The sequence below is a fragment of the Flavobacterium sp. genome, from assembly GCF_043778725.1.
Taxonomy (GTDB): domain Bacteria; phylum Bacteroidota; class Bacteroidia; order Flavobacteriales; family Flavobacteriaceae; genus Flavobacterium.
On record NZ_JAYWFT010000089.1, the window covers coordinates 1 to 19259 of the forward strand.

Sequence of the window (19259 nt, forward strand, 5' to 3'; positions counted from 1 at the left end):
TCTAAATTCTTTTGGCAAGTCATTATTTCCTGGCAAAATAAAAGTGTAAGGTCCAGGCAAAGCACGTTTTAGTAACTTAAAAGTTGCTGTGTCAATTTGCTTCACATAATCGGAAATATTACTTAAATCACTGCAAACAAAAGAAAAATTGGCTTTTTCTAACTTGATTCCTTTAATTTTAGCAACGCGTTCTAGTGCTTTGGTATTGGTAATATCGCAACCTAAACCATAAACGGTATCGGTTGGATAAATCACCAATCCGCCATTTCGCAACACTTCAACTACTTTTTTAATAGCTGCTTCGTTGGGCTTGTCTTCGTATATTTTTATAAATTGACTCATTTTTTTTGTTTAGGGTTTAACATTGTTTAAAAGTTTAACGATGTTTAAAAGTTTAAAGTTGTTATTTTAAGGAATTAAACCATTTTAAACAATGTTAAACTTTTAAACTAAAACAATTTAAACTATCCAATCACATCCAACTTAGCAAATCGCAACAATAATTTCTTTATTCCACCAACTTCAAATCGGATTTCAGCTTTTTTGTCTGCTCCAACTCCTTCAAGGTTTATTACTTCGCCTTTTCCAAAGCGTTCGTGCATTACAATATTTCCTGCGGTAAGTTTATTATCAAATAAATTTGGACCAGAATTACTTGGAGCATTACTTGCAACAGGTTTCAATTTTCGAATAGTTGATGACGAAACTGGTTCTTCACCATATTTTTTTGGTGGCGTTCCTGTTACTGGTTTTGCTAATCGCAATTTCGATTTATCTACATCGCCAAAAATATCAATATCCATCATGGGTTTGTATCGATATCCGCCAGCATCACTCGGATTTATATACTCTAAATAATCTTCTTTTATTTCTTCTATAAATCGTGAAGGCTCACTATCTGTAAGTTTTCCCCAACGGTAACGCGATTGGGCATAAGTTAAATATGCTTGGTGTTCGGCGCGAGTTAAAGCTACATAAAACAAGCGTCGTTCTTCTTCTAGTTCGCTTCGTGTATTCAAACTCATGGCACTTGGAAATAAATCTTCTTCCAATCCGACTACAAAAACATAAGGAAATTCTAATCCTTTAGCCAAGTGAATGGTCATCAAAGCCACTCTATCATCATCGCCAGTATCTTTATCTAAATCAGTTGCCAAAGCTACATCTTCCATAAATTCGGATAATGCGCCACGAGCACCATCAATCTCACGCTGACCTTCAATGAAATCCTTGATTCCGCCCATTAAAACTTCGATGTTTTCAATTCTAGCGATACCTTCTGGAGTTCCGTCTTTCTTTAACTCTTGAACTAATCCGGTTTTTTTAGTAACATGATCAGTCAAATAAAACGCATCTTGATTTTGATTTATAACTTGAAAACTTTTAATCATCGTTACAAAATCTTGCAGCTTAGCTTTAGTTCCCGAATTCAATTTTAAATCGATTTTATCAATATGTTCCATTACTTCAAATATGGAACGCTTGTAATGATTGGCTGCAACTGTCAATTTTTCAACCGTTGTATCTCCAATTCCACGAGCTGGATAATTGATAACTCTAATTAAAGCTTCTTCATCTTTTGGATTGATAACCAATCGCAAATAACAAATCACATCTTTAATTTCTTTACGTTGATAGAAGGACAATCCGCCATAAATTCTATACGGAATATCTCTTTTTCGCAACGCATCTTCCATAGATCTTGACTGCGCATTAGTGCGATATAAAATGGCAAATTGACCATTCATCATTTGATTTCGCATCTTTTGCTCAAATATTTCACTGGCTACGAATCGACCTTCTTCGGCATCAGTTAAACTTCTGTGGACTTTTATTTTGGCACCAAAATCATTAGCTGTCCAAACGACTTTATCTAATTTAGTTTTATTTTTATCGATAATTGAATTAGCCGCTTCTACAATATTTTTGGTAGAACGGTAATTTTGCTCCAATCTATAAGTTTGAACATTTTCATAATCTTTCTGAAAATTCAAAATATTATTGATATTCGCACCACGAAAGGCATAAATACTTTGTGCATCATCACCAACAACACAAATATTTTGAAATCTATCCGACAAAGCTCTAACAATTAAATACTGCGAATGGTTGGTATCTTGGTACTCATCAACCATAATGTATCGAAATCTATCTTGATATTTTGCCAAAACATCTGGAAAACGATTTAGTAATTCGTTGGTTTTTAGCAATAAATCATCAAAGTCCATTGCGCCCGATTTAAAACAACGTTCAACATAATTTTCATAAATTTCACCCAAACGAGGTTTTTTAGACATCGCGTCTTGCTCTTGTAGTTCAGGATTATTATTGTATGCTTTTACGGTAATTAAAGAGTTTTTATAAGATGAAATTCGGCTTAAAACCTGCTTTGGTTTATAAACATCTCTGTCTAGTTGCATTTCTTTGATAATTGCCGAGATTAATCGAACCGAATCTTGTGTGTCATAAATAGTAAAATTGGACGGATAACCCAATCTATCGGCTTCACTTCTCAAAATTCTTGCAAAAACCGAGTGAAAAGTTCCCATCCAAAGATTTTTGGCTTCGTTGGTTCCAACAATATCAGCGATACGCTTTTTCATTTCGCGCGCTGCTTTGTTGGTAAAAGTCAATGCTAAGATATTAAAAGCATCAACACCTAAACTCATTAAATAAGCAATTCTAATAGTAAGAACTCGTGTTTTACCAGAGCCGGCACCAGCGATAATTATCATTGGTCCATCTTTTTGTAAAACTGGTTCTTGTTGCGCTTCGTTAAGTTGGCTAATATATTTTTGCATTCTGTGTATTTAAAACCTAATTTATTTTAGAAAAAAAACTTAAGAAAATATCTTAAGTTTATATAATTTACTATTTAAAACTTTACTAATTTTTGATGATTTTTTCAGTAAGAACTTCAAAGTTTTCAAACTTAATTTTAAGAATATAAATTCCTTTTTGAAAGTTAGACATATCAATTGTTTTGTTCGTTCCACTCCATATTTCTTTTCCCATGATGTCAATTACCGAAAGATTTTCTAGGGTGTCATTAGTATTTACTGTAATAATATTAGAAGTTGGGTTGGGCGATAAATAATAATCAACTTTACTGTATTGATTGGTATTTAAAACGGTATTAGTTCCTTGAAGGTAAAGAGAAACTGGAAAATAACCTTCGCCATTAGCAAAAACAGCATTAGGCACTCTAATTTTAAAAACATGAGTACCACCAACAACATTACCCAAAGATAAAATTCTAATTGGAATTATACTTCCCGGACACCAATTACTAAAAGATTGCCACTGCGCATTTGTTCTAGGTGTTGATCCATAAATACCGTTTCCTTGCGTATTATAAACTCGATAAGGTTCGCAGGTTAATTCGCCTGGTCTGTAACTTGCAATTTGAGTTCCATCAAAATCAATATAATGCCAACGTCTATTGTACTCTTCACCTCCAGAGTTGGCACCATGATTGGACGTGATTAAATATAAGTTTGCATCGGTTAAATTATTTTGAACATTAAAACTAATTGTTCTTGTAGTTTGACCTACAGCATCAGATGCACCAGCTTGATAATTATTGAGATAGTTTTGAAAGTTTAGAGGAATTAAAACTTCATTTGCCGTTACAGCTGTGGTATTTGAAACAAAATCTAAAGTTCCATAAAAAACGTCATTTCGTCCAGCGCAACCTTGAACTTGAGTATTGGCGGCATAAGGAACACCAAATAATTGAAGTTCTATCCAAATATCATATGCTGCAATAATGGTAGGATCTTTAAAAATTTTAGCCATATTATCAACATTAAAAGTATATGGAACAGTGTCTGGAGCGTAATTATAATTCATAAATGGCGTTATAAACCTAGCCAATTCTATTCTGGAAACAGATCCAGGAACGTAAGTTGCCTGATTTTTGGGAACAAGAGCCAAATTAACATTTCCAATTCTGTCATAATTATCGCATGCTGCAGTTATAGAAACATTAACCGTAAGTGTATTACCGAAATTAGCAAGCTCCGTTTCGGTTAATTTTCTAGATATTAAATCGTTTCTAAATCTAGTAACTCCTGGTGGTGTTGGCTCATTTACCAAAGAGGCATACCCATCATAAAATAAAACTTGTTCAAATATATTTGTCGTTACCTGTGAGAAAAGGTTAGTATTTGTTACCAATACTAAGAGAAATAGAAAAAGTAATTTTGTTTTCATAAAATAAATTGTGTGTCGTTGTTTAGTTTAACAAAAATATAGATATAATTGCGATTTTCAATGCTAAATATCAAATTAGTTCAAATCATAATCAATCCAATTCTGTATAAAATAGTGGTATTTCAACACGTTTTTTTTTAATTTGGTAGATACATTATATTAGATCTACAAAAATAGCTTTACAAACCTTTAATAACAATAAATTAGCAACCGATTTGTCTCTTATTTTTTGCATCCAACTCAAAAAATGTTTTTCTTTGTGTACAAACAAATTTTAGAAATTATGAAATCAAAAAATACACTTGTAGTTTTATTTGCTTTATTAGTTTTAGGTTGTTCTACTCCTTCTAAAAAATTGAAGACAACCTTCAATGAAAGTAGCACAGAAGGAATGATTGTTGGAACAATTTGTATCGAAAATAAAACCTACAATGGCTACACTTTTGTATGGACAGATGACTTACCTGCTGTTGCAGATTATGCAAATATAAGTGAAGAAATAACTTATAAAAATTCTCAAGGAGATTATAAAGAAAAAGGTAAAACATACTATTTGTTTTCAATTGTAAAACCACAAGGGAAGTATAAATTTGCCAAAATCAAAATTTTTGACAACACAAGAGAAAAACAAAATCAGTTTGAAATTCCAATAGACATGAAATTTGAAATTGAAAAAGGAAAGACAACCTACTATGGTCAATTAACTATAAATACACAAGAAAAAAAATATACATTTGAAAACAAATTGGACCGTGATAAGGAATGGTTTAACAAAAAAACACCACAAATAAAATTTTAAAAAACGATGAATACAGATAAAATTATTGAATTAGCATTTTATACTTTACCAGCTGTTGTAACTGGTGCTGTGGCTTATTATTCTTTTCTAACATTTTCAAACAGTGAAGATAAAAGAAGACGTTTTCATTTACTAAAAGAAAATCAAAAACAAGCTTTACCCATAAAATTGCAGGCTTATGAAAGATTAGCATTATTTTTAGAACGAATAAGTCCTACCAAAATTTTAATTAGAATTGCTCCTTCAAATGATAATAAAATGGAGTATCAAAACTTATTAATTCAACACATAGAGCAAGAATATGAGCATAATTTAACACAACAAATTTATGTTTCTGACGAATGTTGGACAATGATTGTAACTTCCAAAAACACTATAATTCAAAACATTAGAAAAACAGCTTTAAGAACGGATGTTGAAAATGCAGATAAACTAAGAGAATTAATCTTGACTAATTTATTTGAAAATGAATCTACAACCAATTTAGCATTGAGCTATTTAAAAACAGAAGTCAAAGATTTTTTATAACATATATTTAATTGTTATATTTAATAAAAAAAACCGATTGCTTACACAATCGGTTTTTTTTTATTTTTTAAACTTGGTGTTAGTTGGTTGGAGCCATTTTGTTAGAAACTGGAATTACAACATATACAGTTCTAGTCATTAGATTAGAAGCTGGTAACTCTTGAGTGCTAACCAATGAACCATCAGATGTGTAAGCTTTAAAAGTTAAAACCTCATTTCTTGGTACGCCAGCACTTAAAGTTCCGTTTGGCCCAGTAGTTCCTAAATTCATTAATACATCACCAGTGCTTCCTGCTTGTCTAGTAATTGTAACTTTAACACCATTTACAGGAGTTCCATCAGCGTTACTAACAACAACATTTAAGGTAGCAACTGTGTAAGAACAATCATTATTCCACCATGTGAAGTGAGATACATTACCAATATATCTATTTCCTATTTTTCTTGAAAAACCTTGCTCTTCCCACAATCCAGAAGTTTCGTTAAAATGCCATAAAGGAATTGTAGCTTCTGCTGTATCAAGTTGGTTTGGTGCAATTGGCATAGAAACATTTGCAGTGTGTCCTGAAGCTAATTGCAATTTTTCATTATTTGAACCATACAATTCAACATTTATCATACCATAAGTTTCCATTCCAGACGTAGATCCATCTGTTCTTGTTCCTATTAAATTTCCTGGCATTTTGTCAAATACGTTTGGATCTGTTGGATCTAAATAATTCATCGATACTTTTACGTTTCCTGAGTATGATGTTCCGTTTTCTAACATAAAAGCACCATCAAAAGTAACTTTTGTAGAATTTGGCAATACTACGACAGCAGATTGACCACTAGCAATTGTAGCAACAACATTTCTTGGCAACAACATAATGGTAACATTGTTTAAACCATCATGAGGCATTACTGTTCTAGAACCATTTATAAATCCAGATTTAGTAGCTTTCATATAACCAAATCGCTCTTTTACAGATACGTTACTTAGTGTAAAAGTACCATCAACTCCTGTTGTTGTGCTTTGTCCACTCATTGTTATAGCAACTCCAGATATTGGATTATTATTGTTATCTACAATTTTTCCGGCAAAATTGCTTGTTATGCTATTTCCAAAATTAAAAGTGTAATTATCATTACCGTCTTCACTAGTATTACAATTAGTAAAAACTAATGTTAATAGAGCAACTCCTAAAATTAAAAGTTTGTTTGTCTTCATTGTATAATTTTTGTTTAGATTTATTAAAAGGTTAATTCACTCAACAAAAGAACATACTAAAAAGTCAGAATAAAAATAACTTCGTTATACACCATCAAAACTCGACGAACTACACTTTTAAGAAAATGACAGCAATTATGAAACAAAAAAAAGGCAACATCATGTAGAATAAAGTTTACAAATTATTGATTTTATTTAACCATTAAACGCTTCAACTGAATTTGTTCTGCTTCATTAATTTTAGAAAGTAAATTTTCAAACACAATTATATACTCCTGTTTTTTAAGAAGTTCTCTAATTTTATCTCTGCAATATTTTACAAATTGCCACTTGTGATGTGTTGTTCCATTGACTAAATTTTTCAAAATTATTTCGTTTTTAGGTTCAATTAACAAGGCATTTTCAATAGCATTTTGACGAATGGAACTTTCGTATTGTGGTGAAGTATATTCTTGCAATTCGTTCCAATAAATAGCTTTTAAATCGGGATTTGCATCTTTAAAAAATTGGTATAATGTTAAGAAAGTAATTCGCAATTCTTTGTCATTTTTTCCCATCCAATTTTTAGCAATATCCAAATATCCTGCCTGATTGTCTGGAAAATTCTTCCATAAATTTAGAAATGCAATTTGCTTGGTATCATAGGATTTATCATTTAATAATGACTCATATTCTAATTTAAATTCAATAGGAATGGTTGTTATGGTTTCTGCAACAGCCTGACGAATTTCGATATCATTTGTTAACATTGCCAATCTTATTAACTTCTCTTTTTCATTAAATGGAACAGCAGCTATTTGATAAATAATTTCCGATTTTAAAGCGTAGAAACCATTAGATTTCATGATTTCTGTAAAATAGACTTCTTTTTCTTTGTATGATTTATTTTTCTGAGCTTGAATTTCGAATAAAGTTCGGATAAATTCATTTTTCTTTAAAAGTTCGTTCACTTTTTCCGCCTGAAAATGATAGTCTTCTAACCATTCTTTTTGAAATTTTACAATATCAAAATCAGAAACCTTAGCAATTTCATTCAGAAAATCAGCTGTTTCAACATTTTTGAATTTGTATTTTTTTAAATAATTTTTAACTGCTTTCTGAAACTTCTTCTCGCCTATTGTTTCTCTAATTACATGCAATGCCCAAGCGCCTTTTTGATAAAAAGAATATGAACTTGCCTTTTCATTTAGAATTGGAATTGTATCTGTTTTGGCTTCTTTTCTCAATAACATCGAATTTTTATATAGCGAATAATAAAAATAATCTTCGCCAAAAACCTCACGTTCCGCCAATAAAGCATAATAAGTTGCGAAACCTTCTTGCAACCAATGGTGTTTTCCCGATTTTGCCGTAACCATATCGCCAAACCATTGGTGCGCCAATTCGTGCGCATTTACATTAATATAATTTCTATCATTAAAACCACTTTCGTCAACAACAAAATCTTGAGCAAATAAGGTTGATGACGTGTTTTCCATTCCGGCATAAAGAAAATCCTCAACTGGAATCTGACGGTAAATTTGCCAAGGATACTTCACTCCTATTTCTTTTTCAAGAAAATCAAAAATGGCTTTAGAATGTTTGTAAGTGTATTGATATTTATCCGCATCAATTGGTTTATAATAATTCTCTAACGGAATTCCAGATTTAGAAGTGTCAGTTTTATGATCAAATTTTCCAATAGCAAGCATCACTAAATAGGATGACATTGGTTTTTTCATTTGATAATTCCACGATTTTATAGCCTCATTTTCAAGATTATTTTTTTGCAATTTACCATTTGATATAACATGATAATCGCTATCAAAAATAATATTTAAATTAAAAATAACCTTTTCATTTACATCATCAAAACTTGGTAACCAATAACTTGTGTATTTTCCTTGACCTTGAGTCCAAATTTGAAAATTTTCTTGAATTCCAGTAAAATATAAAGTTTGTTTAGGATTTGCATAATAACTAAATGTTAGCTTATTACTTCCTATTTTTAATCCATCAAATAATAATAACTCTTTGTTATTGTTTAAAAATTTAACCAATTTATTATTTATTGAAACATTATAGAATTTCATACTTTTAGCATCAATTCTAATTGTATCAGTAGTTTTATTTATTTTAAATTGATAATCAACCCTTCCAGAAACTGATTTTTTATTAAAATTAAGATCAATAACTCCATTAACTGAAATAAAATCAACTTTAGTAGTTTGTTGACCAAAAGAAAAAACAGAAAAGAAAAAAAACAGTAAATATTTCATACATCTTATAATTGAATTACAAATATAGTCATTGAAATTGATTTTGATTTTTGAATTTGAATTTGATATTCTATCTTCGCATAACTAATTTTAATGTTGAATATTCAATTTTAAATTAAGAATTTTGAAATTTTAAAAATGTCAAACAATCTATTACAAACTCCTATCGAATACCTAAAAGGTGTTGGTCCTTCTCGCGGCGAATTGCTTCGAAAGGAACTCAACATTCATCGGTATGGCGATTTGATGAATTTTTTTCCAAACAGATATATTGACAGAACAAGATATTATAAAATCAATGAACTTCAAAATTCTACTGCTGAAGTTCAAATAATTGGTAGAATAATTCACATTAAAACGGTTGAATTTGGTAAAAATCAAAAACGATTAATAGCATCATTTGCAGATGAAACTGGTCAAATGGAACTCACATGGTTTCAAGGTGTAAAATGGATTCGTGAGAGTTTAAAACTCAATGAAGTTTATGTGATTTTCGGAAAAACATCCAATTATGGAGCTCAATTTTCTATGGCGCATCCAGAAATGGAATTGATGGAAGAACACAAAGCCAGTTTACGAAGCGCCATGCAACCTGTTTACCCAAGTACCGAAAAATTGACGCAAAGAGGCATTACAAATAAAGTTGTAAACAAAGCCATTCAGCAATTATTTCTAGAAATTAAAGGTCAATTTATAGAAACGCTTCCGGTGTATATTTTGGAACAATTGAAACTGATTGCGAAGAATGAAGCCATGTTTAACATTCATTTTCCGAAGAGTCAAGAACTTTTGGCGAAAGCCCAATTCCGATTAAAATTTGAAGAATTGTTCTTTATTCAATTGCAATTAATCACGAAAAACTTAATAAGAAAACACAAAATAAAAGGGCATCCGTTTGATAAAGTAGGCGAAAATTTCACCGATTTCTATAACAATCATTTACCATTTGAATTGACAAATGCGCAAAAAAGAGTGATTAAAGAAATTAGAAATGACATGGGAAGCAATGCCCAAATGAACCGACTTTTGCAAGGCGATGTTGGTTCGGGAAAAACAATTGTTGCTTTAATGTGTATGCTTTTGGCAAAAGACAACGGATTTCAAAGTTGCTTAATGGCACCAACAGAAATTCTTGCAAATCAGCATTTTATTGGATTGTCAGAGCTGGCTAAAGATCTGAACATCAATATAAAAATACTAACTGGTTCAAGTAAAACTTCAGAACGAAAAATTATTCACGAAGCATTGGAAAATGGAACTTTAGATATCCTAATTGGTACGCATGCTTTGCTTGAAGACAAAGTGAAATTTCAAAATTTAGGCTTAGCAGTAATTGACGAGCAACATCGTTTTGGCGTAGAACAACGCTCGAAATTATGGAAGAAAAACGAAATTCCACCACACGTTTTAGTGATGACGGCAACTCCTATTCCTAGAACTTTAGCGATGAGTTTGTATGGCGATTTAGATATTTCTGTTATTGATGAATTGCCGCCAGGTCGAAAAGCTATTCAAACAGTTCACAGATATGATTCCAACCGATTAAAAGTTTGGAAATTCCTAAAAGACGAAATTGCAAAAGGCCGACAAATTTATATAGTTTATCCTTTAATTAATGAAAGTGCAACCCAAGATTATAAGGATTTAATGGACGGTTATGAGAGTATTTCTAGAAATTTTCCGTTGCCACAATATTCGATTTCGATAGTTCACGGACAAATGAAACCAGCCGAAAAAGAAGCCGAAATGCAACGATTTGTAGCTGGAAAAACCAATATTATGGTTGCCACAACGGTTATTGAAGTTGGTGTAAACGTTCCAAATGCAAGTGTTATGGTTATAGAAAGTACCGAACGTTTTGGACTTTCACAACTGCACCAGTTGCGCGGTCGTGTTGGTCGTGGTGCCGAACAAAGTTATTGTATTTTAATGACAGGATTCAAACTTGGAAATGATAGTAAAACCAGAATTGAAACTATGTGTCGCACCAACGACGGATTTGAAATTGCGGAAGTAGATTTAAAACTTCGCGGTCCAGGCGACATCATGGGAAAACAACAAAGTGGTGTTTTAAATTTGCAAATTGCTGATTTAGTAAAAGATAGAGATATTTTAATGGTAGCAAGAGAACACGCTATGAAATTACTAAAAGAAGATGCCGCCATGACCAAACCAGAACATCAAAAAATGAGAGAAATTTTTATAGAAATGAGTGCAAAAAAGAATATTTGGAATTATATTAGTTGATAACTTCAAAATTATAAATTATAAATAAAATGGTACAATACAACCCAAAAGACTGGATTACATTTATTTTTAGATTTCATAAATCGGATACTTTTAGACAGTTGTTGCCCATGATGATATTCATTGGGATTTATTCGGGCATCATTGGATATCTGGAAATGGAATATTTTAAATTATCAGAAAAAAGTCATTTAAAAAACATTACTATGATGCATGGAATGTTAGGTTTTGTAATTTCATTATTACTCGCTTACAGAACAAACACTGCCTATGATCGTTGGTGGGAAGGACGAAAACTTTGGGGTTCATTGGTAAATAATTCTAGAAATTTGGCTTTAAAACTTTCTGTAATGCTTAAAGAAGAAAGCGATAGAAATTATTTTAAAAAATTAATTCCTGCTTATGCATCGGTGCTTCAAAAACATTTGAGTGATGAAGATACAGCAAAGGAACTTTTTGAAGGATTGAATTTAAAGATTGACCAACACAAGCATTATCCCAATCAAGTGGCAAAAATGTTGTTCCAAAAAATTAATGATTTGTATCAATCGGGTAAAATTTCTGGCAATCAGTTAATCATTTTAAATGGAGAATTGCAATCGTTTACTGATGTTTGTGGCGCATGTGAACGAATAAAAAACACTCCAATTCCTTATTCTTACAGTGCTTTTATCAAAAAATTTATTTTCTTTTATGTCATGACATTACCTTTTGGATATGTATTTAGTTTAGGCTATTACACCATTCCGGTTGTAATTTTTATCTTTTATGTTTTAGCAAGTTTAGAATTAATTGCTGAAGAGATTGAAGATCCATTTGGTTCGGATGAAAATGATTTACCAACGGCAAAAATTGCAAGCAATATTAAAAAACATGTTGAGGAATTGTTATAAAAACATCAATTTAAGCTTTTTTCGTTGCATAAAAGTTAAATAAAAGTCAATATTGCCTAATTTTCATTTGATAGAAAGTAAATTTGTTAATCTTAAAACAAAGAGAAATAACCATTCAATTTACTTTCTAAAACTATGAAGTTAAAAAATATACTCATTACCTTATTAATCATATCGTTAGCAGGATTAATTTTTTATAGAATATCTAAAAACAATTCAGAAAACGGAAACTCAAAAGATAAAAACGAAAAAAAACCTCCTGTAGATGTAACTGCGATTGTGGCAACAGCAGAAGATTTTTCTAATTCGTTAGCACTTTCTGGTTCTATTGAAGCCAATGAGCAAATTGAAATTAGAAGCGAAGTATCGGGAATTGTAGAGAATATTGCTTTTAAAGAAGGTACAAATGTTAATAAAGGACAACTTCTTTTTAAAGTAAACGATATTGAACTTAGAGCACAATTAGCCCAAGCAACAACCAAACAAAACTTAGCTTCCGAAAACGAACGACGCGCAAAATTACTTTTACAAAAAGAAGCTATTAGTCAAGAAGAATATGATATTGCAAGTGCCGATTTTAGAACTGCGCAATCACAATCGCAGTTGATAAGAGCGCAAATTGCTAAAACTTCTGTAAGAGCGCCATTTTCGGGAAAAATTGGTTTGCGTTCAATATCGCCTGGAACTTATGTAACACCAACCACTTTGGTAGCCAAATTAGTAAGTTCAAATCCTGTAAAAATCACTTTTTCAATACCCGAAAAATATGCTTTAGAAATAAAAACAAATTCTGAAATAAATTTTACAGTTAATGGATTTCCCGAAAGATATAGCGCAAAAATATATGCTGTTGAACCCGGAATTGAAACAACAACAAGAACTTTAAGCATTAGAGCTGTTGCACAAAATAATAACGAAAAACTTATACCCGGAACTTTTGCTAATATAGAATTGCCATTAAATACAATAAAAGATGCTATTGTAATTCCAACCGAAGCAATAATTCCGGTTCAAAATGGTAAAAAAGTGTTCATTACCAATAACGGAAAAGCCAAAGAAATAATGGTTGAAACTGCCACAAGAACCGATGCTTCTATTTTAGTATTGTCTGGCTTAAAAGCTGGCGACACAATCATTACAAGCGGAGTTATGAGTTTAAAAGACGATGCTCCAGTAAAAGTGAGGATTAAAAAAATATAACGTTTATAAAATGATTTTCGAAGTAAAATAGGCTGTCAAAAATCTAAAATTTGCAATAAAAGACATATGAGTTTATCTACGCTAAGCATAAAAAGACCCGTTTTTACTATAGTTGTCAACCTAACCATAATTTTATTTGGTATTATTGGCTACAGCTATTTGGGCGTTCGAGAATTTCCATCCATTGATCCGGCACAAATTTCAATAAGAACCAATTATACAGGAGCAAATTCAGATATTATTGAATCTCAAATAACAGAACCTTTAGAAAAAGCTATAAATTCAATTGACGGAATTAGAAATGTAACGTCATCAAGCATTCAAGGTTCGAGCAATATTACTGTAGAATTTAATTTAAATAAAAATCTTGAAGAAGCAGCAAATGATGTTCGTGACAAAGTTTCACAAGCCACTAGAAGTTTACCTCAAGATATTGATGCGCCACCAGTTGTTTCTAAGGCTGATGCCAATGGTGAAGCTATTATTTCAATGACCGTTACAAGTGATACTCGAAGTTCTTTAGAATTAAGTGATTATGCAGAAAATGTAATCGGACAACGATTAGAAACTATTCCCGGTGTAAGTGGAATTCAAATTTGGGGACAAAAAAGATACGCCATGCGTTTATGGATTGATCCAATAAAATTAGCTTCTTATGGTTGTACTGTTGCCGAAGTTCGTGATGCGTTAAACAAACAAAATGTAGAATTACCGTCTGGAAAATTGACAGGAAACAATACCGAATTAACTGTAAAAACGGTTGGAAATTTGGCGAAAGCAGAAGAATTTAATAATATCATAATTCGAACTGATGGCGATAAAATTGTACGTTTTAGCGATGTTGGAAATGCCGAATTAGGTGCTGAAAATCTAGAAACAAAAATGAGTCAATCGGGAATGCCACTTGTTGGTGTTGCTATTGTTCCACTTCCAGGAGCGAATTATTTAGATATTTCTAAAGAATTTTATAAAGAATTTGACAAACTAAAAAAAGATTTACCAAAAGATATCAAACTTAATATTGCAATCGACTCTACTGTATTTGTGAAAAAATCGGTTGTTGAAGTAGCAGAAACATTAGGGATTTCAATTGTACTAGTAATTTTAATTATCTTTTTATTTTTTAGAGATTGGGCAATTGCATTCCGACCATTAATTGATATTCCGGTTTCCTTAATTGCAACTTTTTTTATAATGTGGTTGTTTGGATTTTCAATAAATGTGTTAACATTGCTCGCCATAGTTCTTGCAACAGGTTTGGTTGTAGATGACGGAATTGTAGTAACCGAAAATATATTCAAGAAAGTTGAAGAAGGAATGTCGCCTATTGAAGCAGCTATTAAAGGGTCAAACGAAATCTTTTTTGCAGTAATTTCAATATCAATTACACTTGCTGCGGTATTTTTACCAGTAATATTTTTAGAAGGATTTGTTGGTCGACTCTTCCGAGAGTTTGGTGTTGTTATTGGTGCAGCAGTTTTAATTTCTGCCTTTGTATCGTTAACTTTAACACCAATGTTGAATGCCTATTTAATGAAAGGTGGCGAACAAAAAAAGTCTAAATTTTATATTAAAACAGAACCTTATTTTGAAAAATTAAATTCAAGTTATGCGAGTTATTTGAATCGATTTATGAAAAGAAAATGGTTAAGTTTTCCAATACTAATTGTATGTTTTGGTCTTATTTATTTATTTTTCAATATTTTACAAAAAGAAACTGCACCCTATGACGATCGAAGTGCTTTGGTAATGTCTATGACAACTCCAGAAGGCTCTTCTTATGAATATACCGATCGATTTATGCAAGAAATATCAAAACTTGTAGACGATTCAATTCCAGAAAAAACAGTTAGTTTAATAATTACATCACCAGGTTTTGGTGCTTCAACAGTAAACAGTGGTCGTGTGAGAATAGCTCTTACAGATCCAGGAAAACGCGACAGATCACAGAAAGAAATTGCAGAAAAATTAACGCAATGGACCAAAGGATTTTCTGAAGCTAAAACTGCTGTGGTAGAACAACCAACAATTGCAGTAAATCGTCGTGGCGGATTGCCAATTCAATACATTATTCAGGCTCCAAATTTTAAAAAATTAGAAGAGAAAATTCCTTTATTTATGGAAGAAGCAGGGAAAAATCCAACTTTTTCTACGACCGATGTAAATTTAAAATTCAATAAACCCGAAATTAATGTAACCATCAATCGTGAAAAAGCAGAAAGTTTAGGGATATCTGTAATTGATATTGCGCAAACCTTACAGCTATCATTAAGCGGTCAACGATTTGGGTATTTTATGATGAGCGGAAAACAATACCAAGTTATTGGACAATTTGACCAAAAAGACCGCTCGAAACCACTTGATTTAACATCCATGTTTGTTAAAAACAATGTTGGTCAATTGATTCAAATGGATAATGTGGTCACAATTGAAGAAAAAAGTAATCCGCCACAATTGTACCATAATAATAGGTATATGTCGGCAACAATTTCGGCAGGATTAGCACCAGGAAAAAGTATGGGCGACGGTATTGATGCTATGAACGAAATAAAAGCAAAAGTTCTTGACGATACTTTCACTACCGATTTGGGAGGCGAATCAAGAGATTTTGTAGAAAGTAGTTCCAATACTTTATTCGCTTTTGGATTGGCATTATTGTTAATTTATTTAATTTTGGCTGCCCAATTTGAAAGTTTTATTGACCCATTTATAATTATTTTAACTGTTCCAATGGCTGTTGCAGGAGCACTATTTTCGCTTTGGTTATTTGGACAAACATGGAATATTTTTAGTCAAATTGGAACTGTAATGCTCATTGGATTGGTAACCAAAAACGGAATTTTAATTGTTGAATTTGCCAACCAACTTCGGGAACAAGGCAAACCCAAATTAGAAGCAATTCTTGAAGCATCGGAAGCACGTTTACGTCCAATTTTAATGACCAGTTTAGCCATTGCACTTGGAGCTTTACCTATTGCAATGTCACTTGGAGCAGCATCAACTAGTAGAATTGGAATGGGAGTTGTAATTGTTGGCGGAACTTTATTTTCCTTAATCTTGACACTTTTTATAATTCCGGCAATTTATTTAATGTGGTCAAAAGCAAAAAAACACCGCCCAGAATTTGATACTATTGAAGCACTAGAAAAATAAAAAAATCATGACTTTACGATATTTATATACATCCTTATTATTTTTACTAATTGGTTTTCAACTGCAAGCACAAGAACTTCTCAAGCTAGAAGATGCTGTAAAAATTGCTTTGGATAATAATTATGAAATTAAAATTTCAAAAAATGAATTGAAAATTGATGAAACCAATTCGACTGCAGGAAATGCAGGAATGTTGCCTATTATAAATGCAAATTTAGCAAACAGCAATAGCATTTTAAACACTACTCAAACGCAAACTGATGGTAGTCAAAGAACAGTTGATAATGCTAAAAATTTAAGTTTAAGTTATGGTGTAGGTTTAGATTGGACCATTTTTGACGGAATGCGAATGTTTGCCAAACGCGAGCAATTAAAAGTACTTCAAAAACAAGGAGAAGCCGAATTGAAACTGACCATATTTACAAAAATTAGTGCTGTGTACGCAAACTATTTTGATTTGGTTCAGCAACAGCAACAAATTACAGCTTTAGATACAGCAATTGTAATTTCTAACCAACGATTGACAACTGCACAAAACAGATATTCTATTGGGAAAGCTGCAAAATTAGAAGTTTTAAATGCGCAAGTCGATTTGAATACCGATGTAAGTTCACGATTAAAACAATTGGAATTATATCAAATTGCAAAAATACAATTGAATGAAATTCTAGCTCGTGATACTGCAACTGATTTTAAAGTAATTGATGAAATTACAATAGATAAAACTTTGGCAATAGCCGAATTAAAAACTTTAGCCAAAAATCAAAATCCTCAATTACAAGCGCAGATTTTAGCTAAAAACAGTGCAGATTTACAACTAAAACAAGTTAAAGCTGGTCGATATCCAACAGTAAAAATAAATTCTGGATATAATTTTACAAGATCAGAAGCTTCTTTAGGATTTGTAACACAATCATCAGGAAACGGATTTGTATATGGTGTAAATGCTTCTGTTCCAATTTTTAACGGATTTAATCAAAATCGAAATGAAAAGGTTGCTAAACTTCAAGTAGATAACGCTGCAATTGTCGTGGATCAACAAAAAAATATATTGCAATCGCAATTAGGAATGGCTTTTCAGAGTTATCAAACCAACTTAGAATTATCAAAAGTTGAAGAAAAAAACACCGAAATTGCGAAGCAAAATTTAGATATTACTTTGTCTAAATTCAAAATTGGAACCATTACTCCTATTGAATACAGAACGGCACAACTCAATTATGTTAATGCTTTAGTTCGATATAGCAATGCACAATTTCAAACAAAATTGTACGAAATTAGCTTGAAAGAATTAAGCGGAAGTTTAGTATTTTAAATATATCCTAACTAACCAAATTTCTCTTCCAATTTGCAATTTGTAAAGTTATTTTCTGTATTTTAGTAATCCATAATTTTTACTAATTAGCAATGAAATCTTTACTTCACACACCAGCATTGACGCACGAAAAATCGTTGAAAACTTTGGTAGAAAACCGCACTATTTTTTCATTAAACCACTGTGAGTTGAACATTTTTGAAACCTATCAAGAATCGGCTTTGGTTCCGTTAAAGTTTAATGATTTAGTGGTTACAAGTATGCTGCGTGGCAAAAAAGTAATGCATCTTTTTGACGATCCAGGATTTGATTATTTACCCGGTGAAACGGTTGTAATTCCGTCCAATGTAGAAATGAAAATTGATTTTCCCGAGGCAAGTACCAACAATCCTACGCAATGTTTGGCATTAGCAATTGAACAATCTAAAATTACAGATACTTTAAATTTCTTGAACGAGCGTTATCCAAAAGAAGGAACCGACCAATATTGGCAATTGAATTATCAAAATTATTTCTTTTACAACAATGTCGATTTGGCGACGACCATCAACAAACTCATCAAAGAATGCATGAGTACGTCCATTACAAAAGATGCTTTGGCCGATTTGACTTTGCAAGAATTATTGATACGAATTATTCAAACGCAAACTGCAAAATCTATCGATGACGGATTATTTATTAATCCGAACAATCCAATTTCTGAAGTTATCGCATTTATTAGATTGAATTTGAAAGAAAATATTAGTTTGAAAAGTTTAAGCGATAAAGCGTGCATGAGTACAACTTCTTTTTACAGATTTTTCAAACGAGAATTAGGCATGAGTCCGATTGAATTTGTACTGAATGAAAAGATAAAATGTGCCAAAAAATTACTTAAAAATCCGTCAATACAAGTAAACGAAGTTTGTTATTTATCAGGATTTGAAGATGCAAATTACTTTATTAGATTATTTAAAAAACACGAAGGTATCACTCCAAAACAGTATCAGTTGTTGTACGTGAATTAATTATTCAATATATTTAACTGGTTCTAAATCTTCCTCTTCGTCTTCGGAGAAAATTCTATATTCAATCTGAAAAGTTTTCTTTAAAGGAGTTTCTAATGAAAACCCACCAACACCAAAAGCGTCAATTACTTTCAACGTAAAATGCGCATGTTTCCAATATTCGAATAAATCTTTGTCAACCCAAAACTCGGTTTCTTCAATTGTTCCGATGCAAACGTCACCCATTCGTTGATAGAAACCACCTTTCTCAAAACATTGTGGTTGCGTTCCTTCACAACATCCGCCAGCTTGATAAAACATCAAATCGCCGTGTTTTTCCTTTAGAATATGTATTAAATCTATTGCTTCTTTGGTAGCATCTAGTCGTTTTGTCATGGCAAATTACTTTAGTAAATTTAAAAAAAAATAAAAAACCTACAAGGTCAAAAAAGACC

The 19259-nt window shown here is 31.7% G+C and carries 14 protein-coding genes; 8 read left to right on the forward strand and 6 right to left on the reverse strand.

What is annotated here, in order from left to right:
- The 3 genes from ACH2CG_RS07975 to ACH2CG_RS07985 all read right to left on the reverse strand — a co-directional run.
- The coding region (locus ACH2CG_RS07975) for an L-threonylcarbamoyladenylate synthase (RefSeq protein ID WP_395063945.1) at nucleotides 1-342 on the reverse strand (342 nt) is incomplete at its 3' end.
- 122 nt (nucleotides 343-464) lie between these two features.
- Entirely contained in the window at nucleotides 465-2801 is a 2337-nt protein-coding gene (locus ACH2CG_RS07980; RefSeq protein ID WP_395063947.1) for an ATP-dependent helicase, read from the reverse strand.
- A gap of 85 nt (nucleotides 2802-2886) precedes the next feature.
- On the reverse strand, nucleotides 2887-4215 hold the full coding sequence (locus tag ACH2CG_RS07985; protein WP_395063949.1) for a peptide-N-glycosidase F-related protein: 1329 nt from the start codon (nucleotides 4213-4215) through the stop codon (nucleotides 2887-2889).
- 283 nt (nucleotides 4216-4498) lie between these two features.
- On the opposite strand from ACH2CG_RS07985, the gene ACH2CG_RS07990 reads away from it, so the two are divergent.
- Complete coding sequence (locus ACH2CG_RS07990) at nucleotides 4499-5014, forward strand: hypothetical protein (protein WP_395063951.1); 516 nt, start codon at nucleotides 4499-4501, stop codon at nucleotides 5012-5014.
- Nucleotides 5015-5020: 6 nt separating this feature from the next.
- Nucleotides 5021-5542 carry a hypothetical protein gene (locus ACH2CG_RS07995; RefSeq protein WP_395063953.1) on the forward strand — a complete coding sequence of 174 codons (522 nt, stop codon included), beginning with the start codon at nucleotides 5021-5023 and terminating at the stop codon, nucleotides 5540-5542.
- A 79-nt stretch (nucleotides 5543-5621) separates the two neighbouring features.
- On the opposite strand, the gene ACH2CG_RS08000 is transcribed toward ACH2CG_RS07995, so the two are convergent.
- Together ACH2CG_RS08000 and ACH2CG_RS08005 are read right to left on the reverse strand one after the other, a co-directional pair.
- Complete coding sequence (locus tag ACH2CG_RS08000; protein ID WP_395063955.1) at nucleotides 5622-6752, reverse strand: hypothetical protein; 1131 nt, start codon at nucleotides 6750-6752, stop codon at nucleotides 5622-5624.
- Between the two features lie 191 nt (nucleotides 6753-6943).
- Nucleotides 6944-9010: a M1 family metallopeptidase gene (locus ACH2CG_RS08005; protein ID WP_395063957.1), complete on the reverse strand. Its 2067-nt coding sequence runs from the start codon at nucleotides 9008-9010 to the stop codon at nucleotides 6944-6946.
- Between the two features lie 138 nt (nucleotides 9011-9148).
- Here ACH2CG_RS08005 and recG point away from each other — a divergent pair, with 138 nt between their 5' ends.
- The 6 genes from recG (at nucleotide 9149) to ACH2CG_RS08035 (ending at nucleotide 18825) form a co-directional block, all read left to right on the forward strand.
- Entirely contained in the window at nucleotides 9149-11257 is a 2109-nt protein-coding gene (gene recG, locus ACH2CG_RS08010) for an ATP-dependent DNA helicase RecG (RefSeq protein WP_395063958.1), read from the forward strand.
- Between the two features lie 29 nt (nucleotides 11258-11286).
- Complete coding sequence (locus ACH2CG_RS08015) at nucleotides 11287-12150, forward strand: bestrophin family protein (protein WP_395063960.1); 864 nt, start codon at nucleotides 11287-11289, stop codon at nucleotides 12148-12150.
- A 135-nt stretch (nucleotides 12151-12285) separates the two neighbouring features.
- Nucleotides 12286-13350, forward strand: a complete 1065-nt coding sequence (locus tag ACH2CG_RS08020) for an efflux RND transporter periplasmic adaptor subunit (protein WP_395063962.1) — start codon at nucleotides 12286-12288, stop codon at nucleotides 13348-13350.
- Nucleotides 13351-13416: 66 nt separating this feature from the next.
- Nucleotides 13417-16503, forward strand: coding sequence for an efflux RND transporter permease subunit (locus ACH2CG_RS08025; RefSeq protein WP_395063964.1), 3087 nt, complete (start codon nucleotides 13417-13419; stop codon nucleotides 16501-16503).
- Nucleotides 16504-16510: 7 nt separating this feature from the next.
- Nucleotides 16511-17818, forward strand: coding sequence for a TolC family protein (locus ACH2CG_RS08030; RefSeq protein WP_395063966.1), 1308 nt, complete (start codon nucleotides 16511-16513; stop codon nucleotides 17816-17818).
- A gap of 92 nt (nucleotides 17819-17910) precedes the next feature.
- Nucleotides 17911-18825, forward strand: a complete 915-nt coding sequence (locus tag ACH2CG_RS08035; protein WP_395063968.1) for an AraC family transcriptional regulator N-terminal domain-containing protein — start codon at nucleotides 17911-17913, stop codon at nucleotides 18823-18825.
- Here ACH2CG_RS08035 and ACH2CG_RS08040 read toward each other — a convergent pair whose 3' ends face one another.
- The gene (locus ACH2CG_RS08040; protein ID WP_395063970.1) at nucleotides 18826-19200 is read right to left on the reverse strand and encodes a DUF779 domain-containing protein; all 375 of its coding nucleotides are present in this window, start codon (nucleotides 19198-19200) and stop codon (nucleotides 18826-18828) included.
- Between the last annotated feature and the right edge of the window lie 59 nt (nucleotides 19201-19259).

Excerpts from the sequence above, each read along its gene's own strand:
- ACH2CG_RS07980 (WP_395063947.1), bottom strand. The coding sequence starts at position 2,801 with ATGCAAAAATATATTAGCCAACTTAACGAAGCGCAACAAGAACCAGTT.
- ACH2CG_RS07985 (WP_395063949.1), bottom strand. The coding sequence starts at position 4,215 with ATGAAAACAAAATTACTTTTTCTATTTCTCTTAGTATTGGTAACAAAT.
- ACH2CG_RS07990 (WP_395063951.1), top strand. The coding sequence starts at position 4,499 with ATGAAATCAAAAAATACACTTGTAGTTTTATTTGCTTTATTAGTTTTA.
- ACH2CG_RS07995 (WP_395063953.1), top strand. The coding sequence starts at position 5,021 with ATGAATACAGATAAAATTATTGAATTAGCATTTTATACTTTACCAGCT.
- ACH2CG_RS08000 (WP_395063955.1), bottom strand. The coding sequence starts at position 6,752 with ATGAAGACAAACAAACTTTTAATTTTAGGAGTTGCTCTATTAACATTA.
- ACH2CG_RS08005 (WP_395063957.1), bottom strand. The coding sequence starts at position 9,010 with ATGAAATATTTACTGTTTTTTTTCTTTTCTGTTTTTTCTTTTGGTCAA.
- recG (WP_395063958.1), top strand. The coding sequence starts at position 9,149 with ATGTCAAACAATCTATTACAAACTCCTATCGAATACCTAAAAGGTGTT.
- ACH2CG_RS08015 (WP_395063960.1), top strand. The coding sequence starts at position 11,287 with ATGGTACAATACAACCCAAAAGACTGGATTACATTTATTTTTAGATTT.
- ACH2CG_RS08020 (WP_395063962.1), top strand. The coding sequence starts at position 12,286 with ATGAAGTTAAAAAATATACTCATTACCTTATTAATCATATCGTTAGCA.
- ACH2CG_RS08025 (WP_395063964.1), top strand. The coding sequence starts at position 13,417 with ATGAGTTTATCTACGCTAAGCATAAAAAGACCCGTTTTTACTATAGTT.
- ACH2CG_RS08030 (WP_395063966.1), top strand. The coding sequence starts at position 16,511 with ATGACTTTACGATATTTATATACATCCTTATTATTTTTACTAATTGGT.
- ACH2CG_RS08035 (WP_395063968.1), top strand. The coding sequence starts at position 17,911 with ATGAAATCTTTACTTCACACACCAGCATTGACGCACGAAAAATCGTTG.
- ACH2CG_RS08040 (WP_395063970.1), bottom strand. The coding sequence starts at position 19,200 with ATGACAAAACGACTAGATGCTACCAAAGAAGCAATAGATTTAATACAT.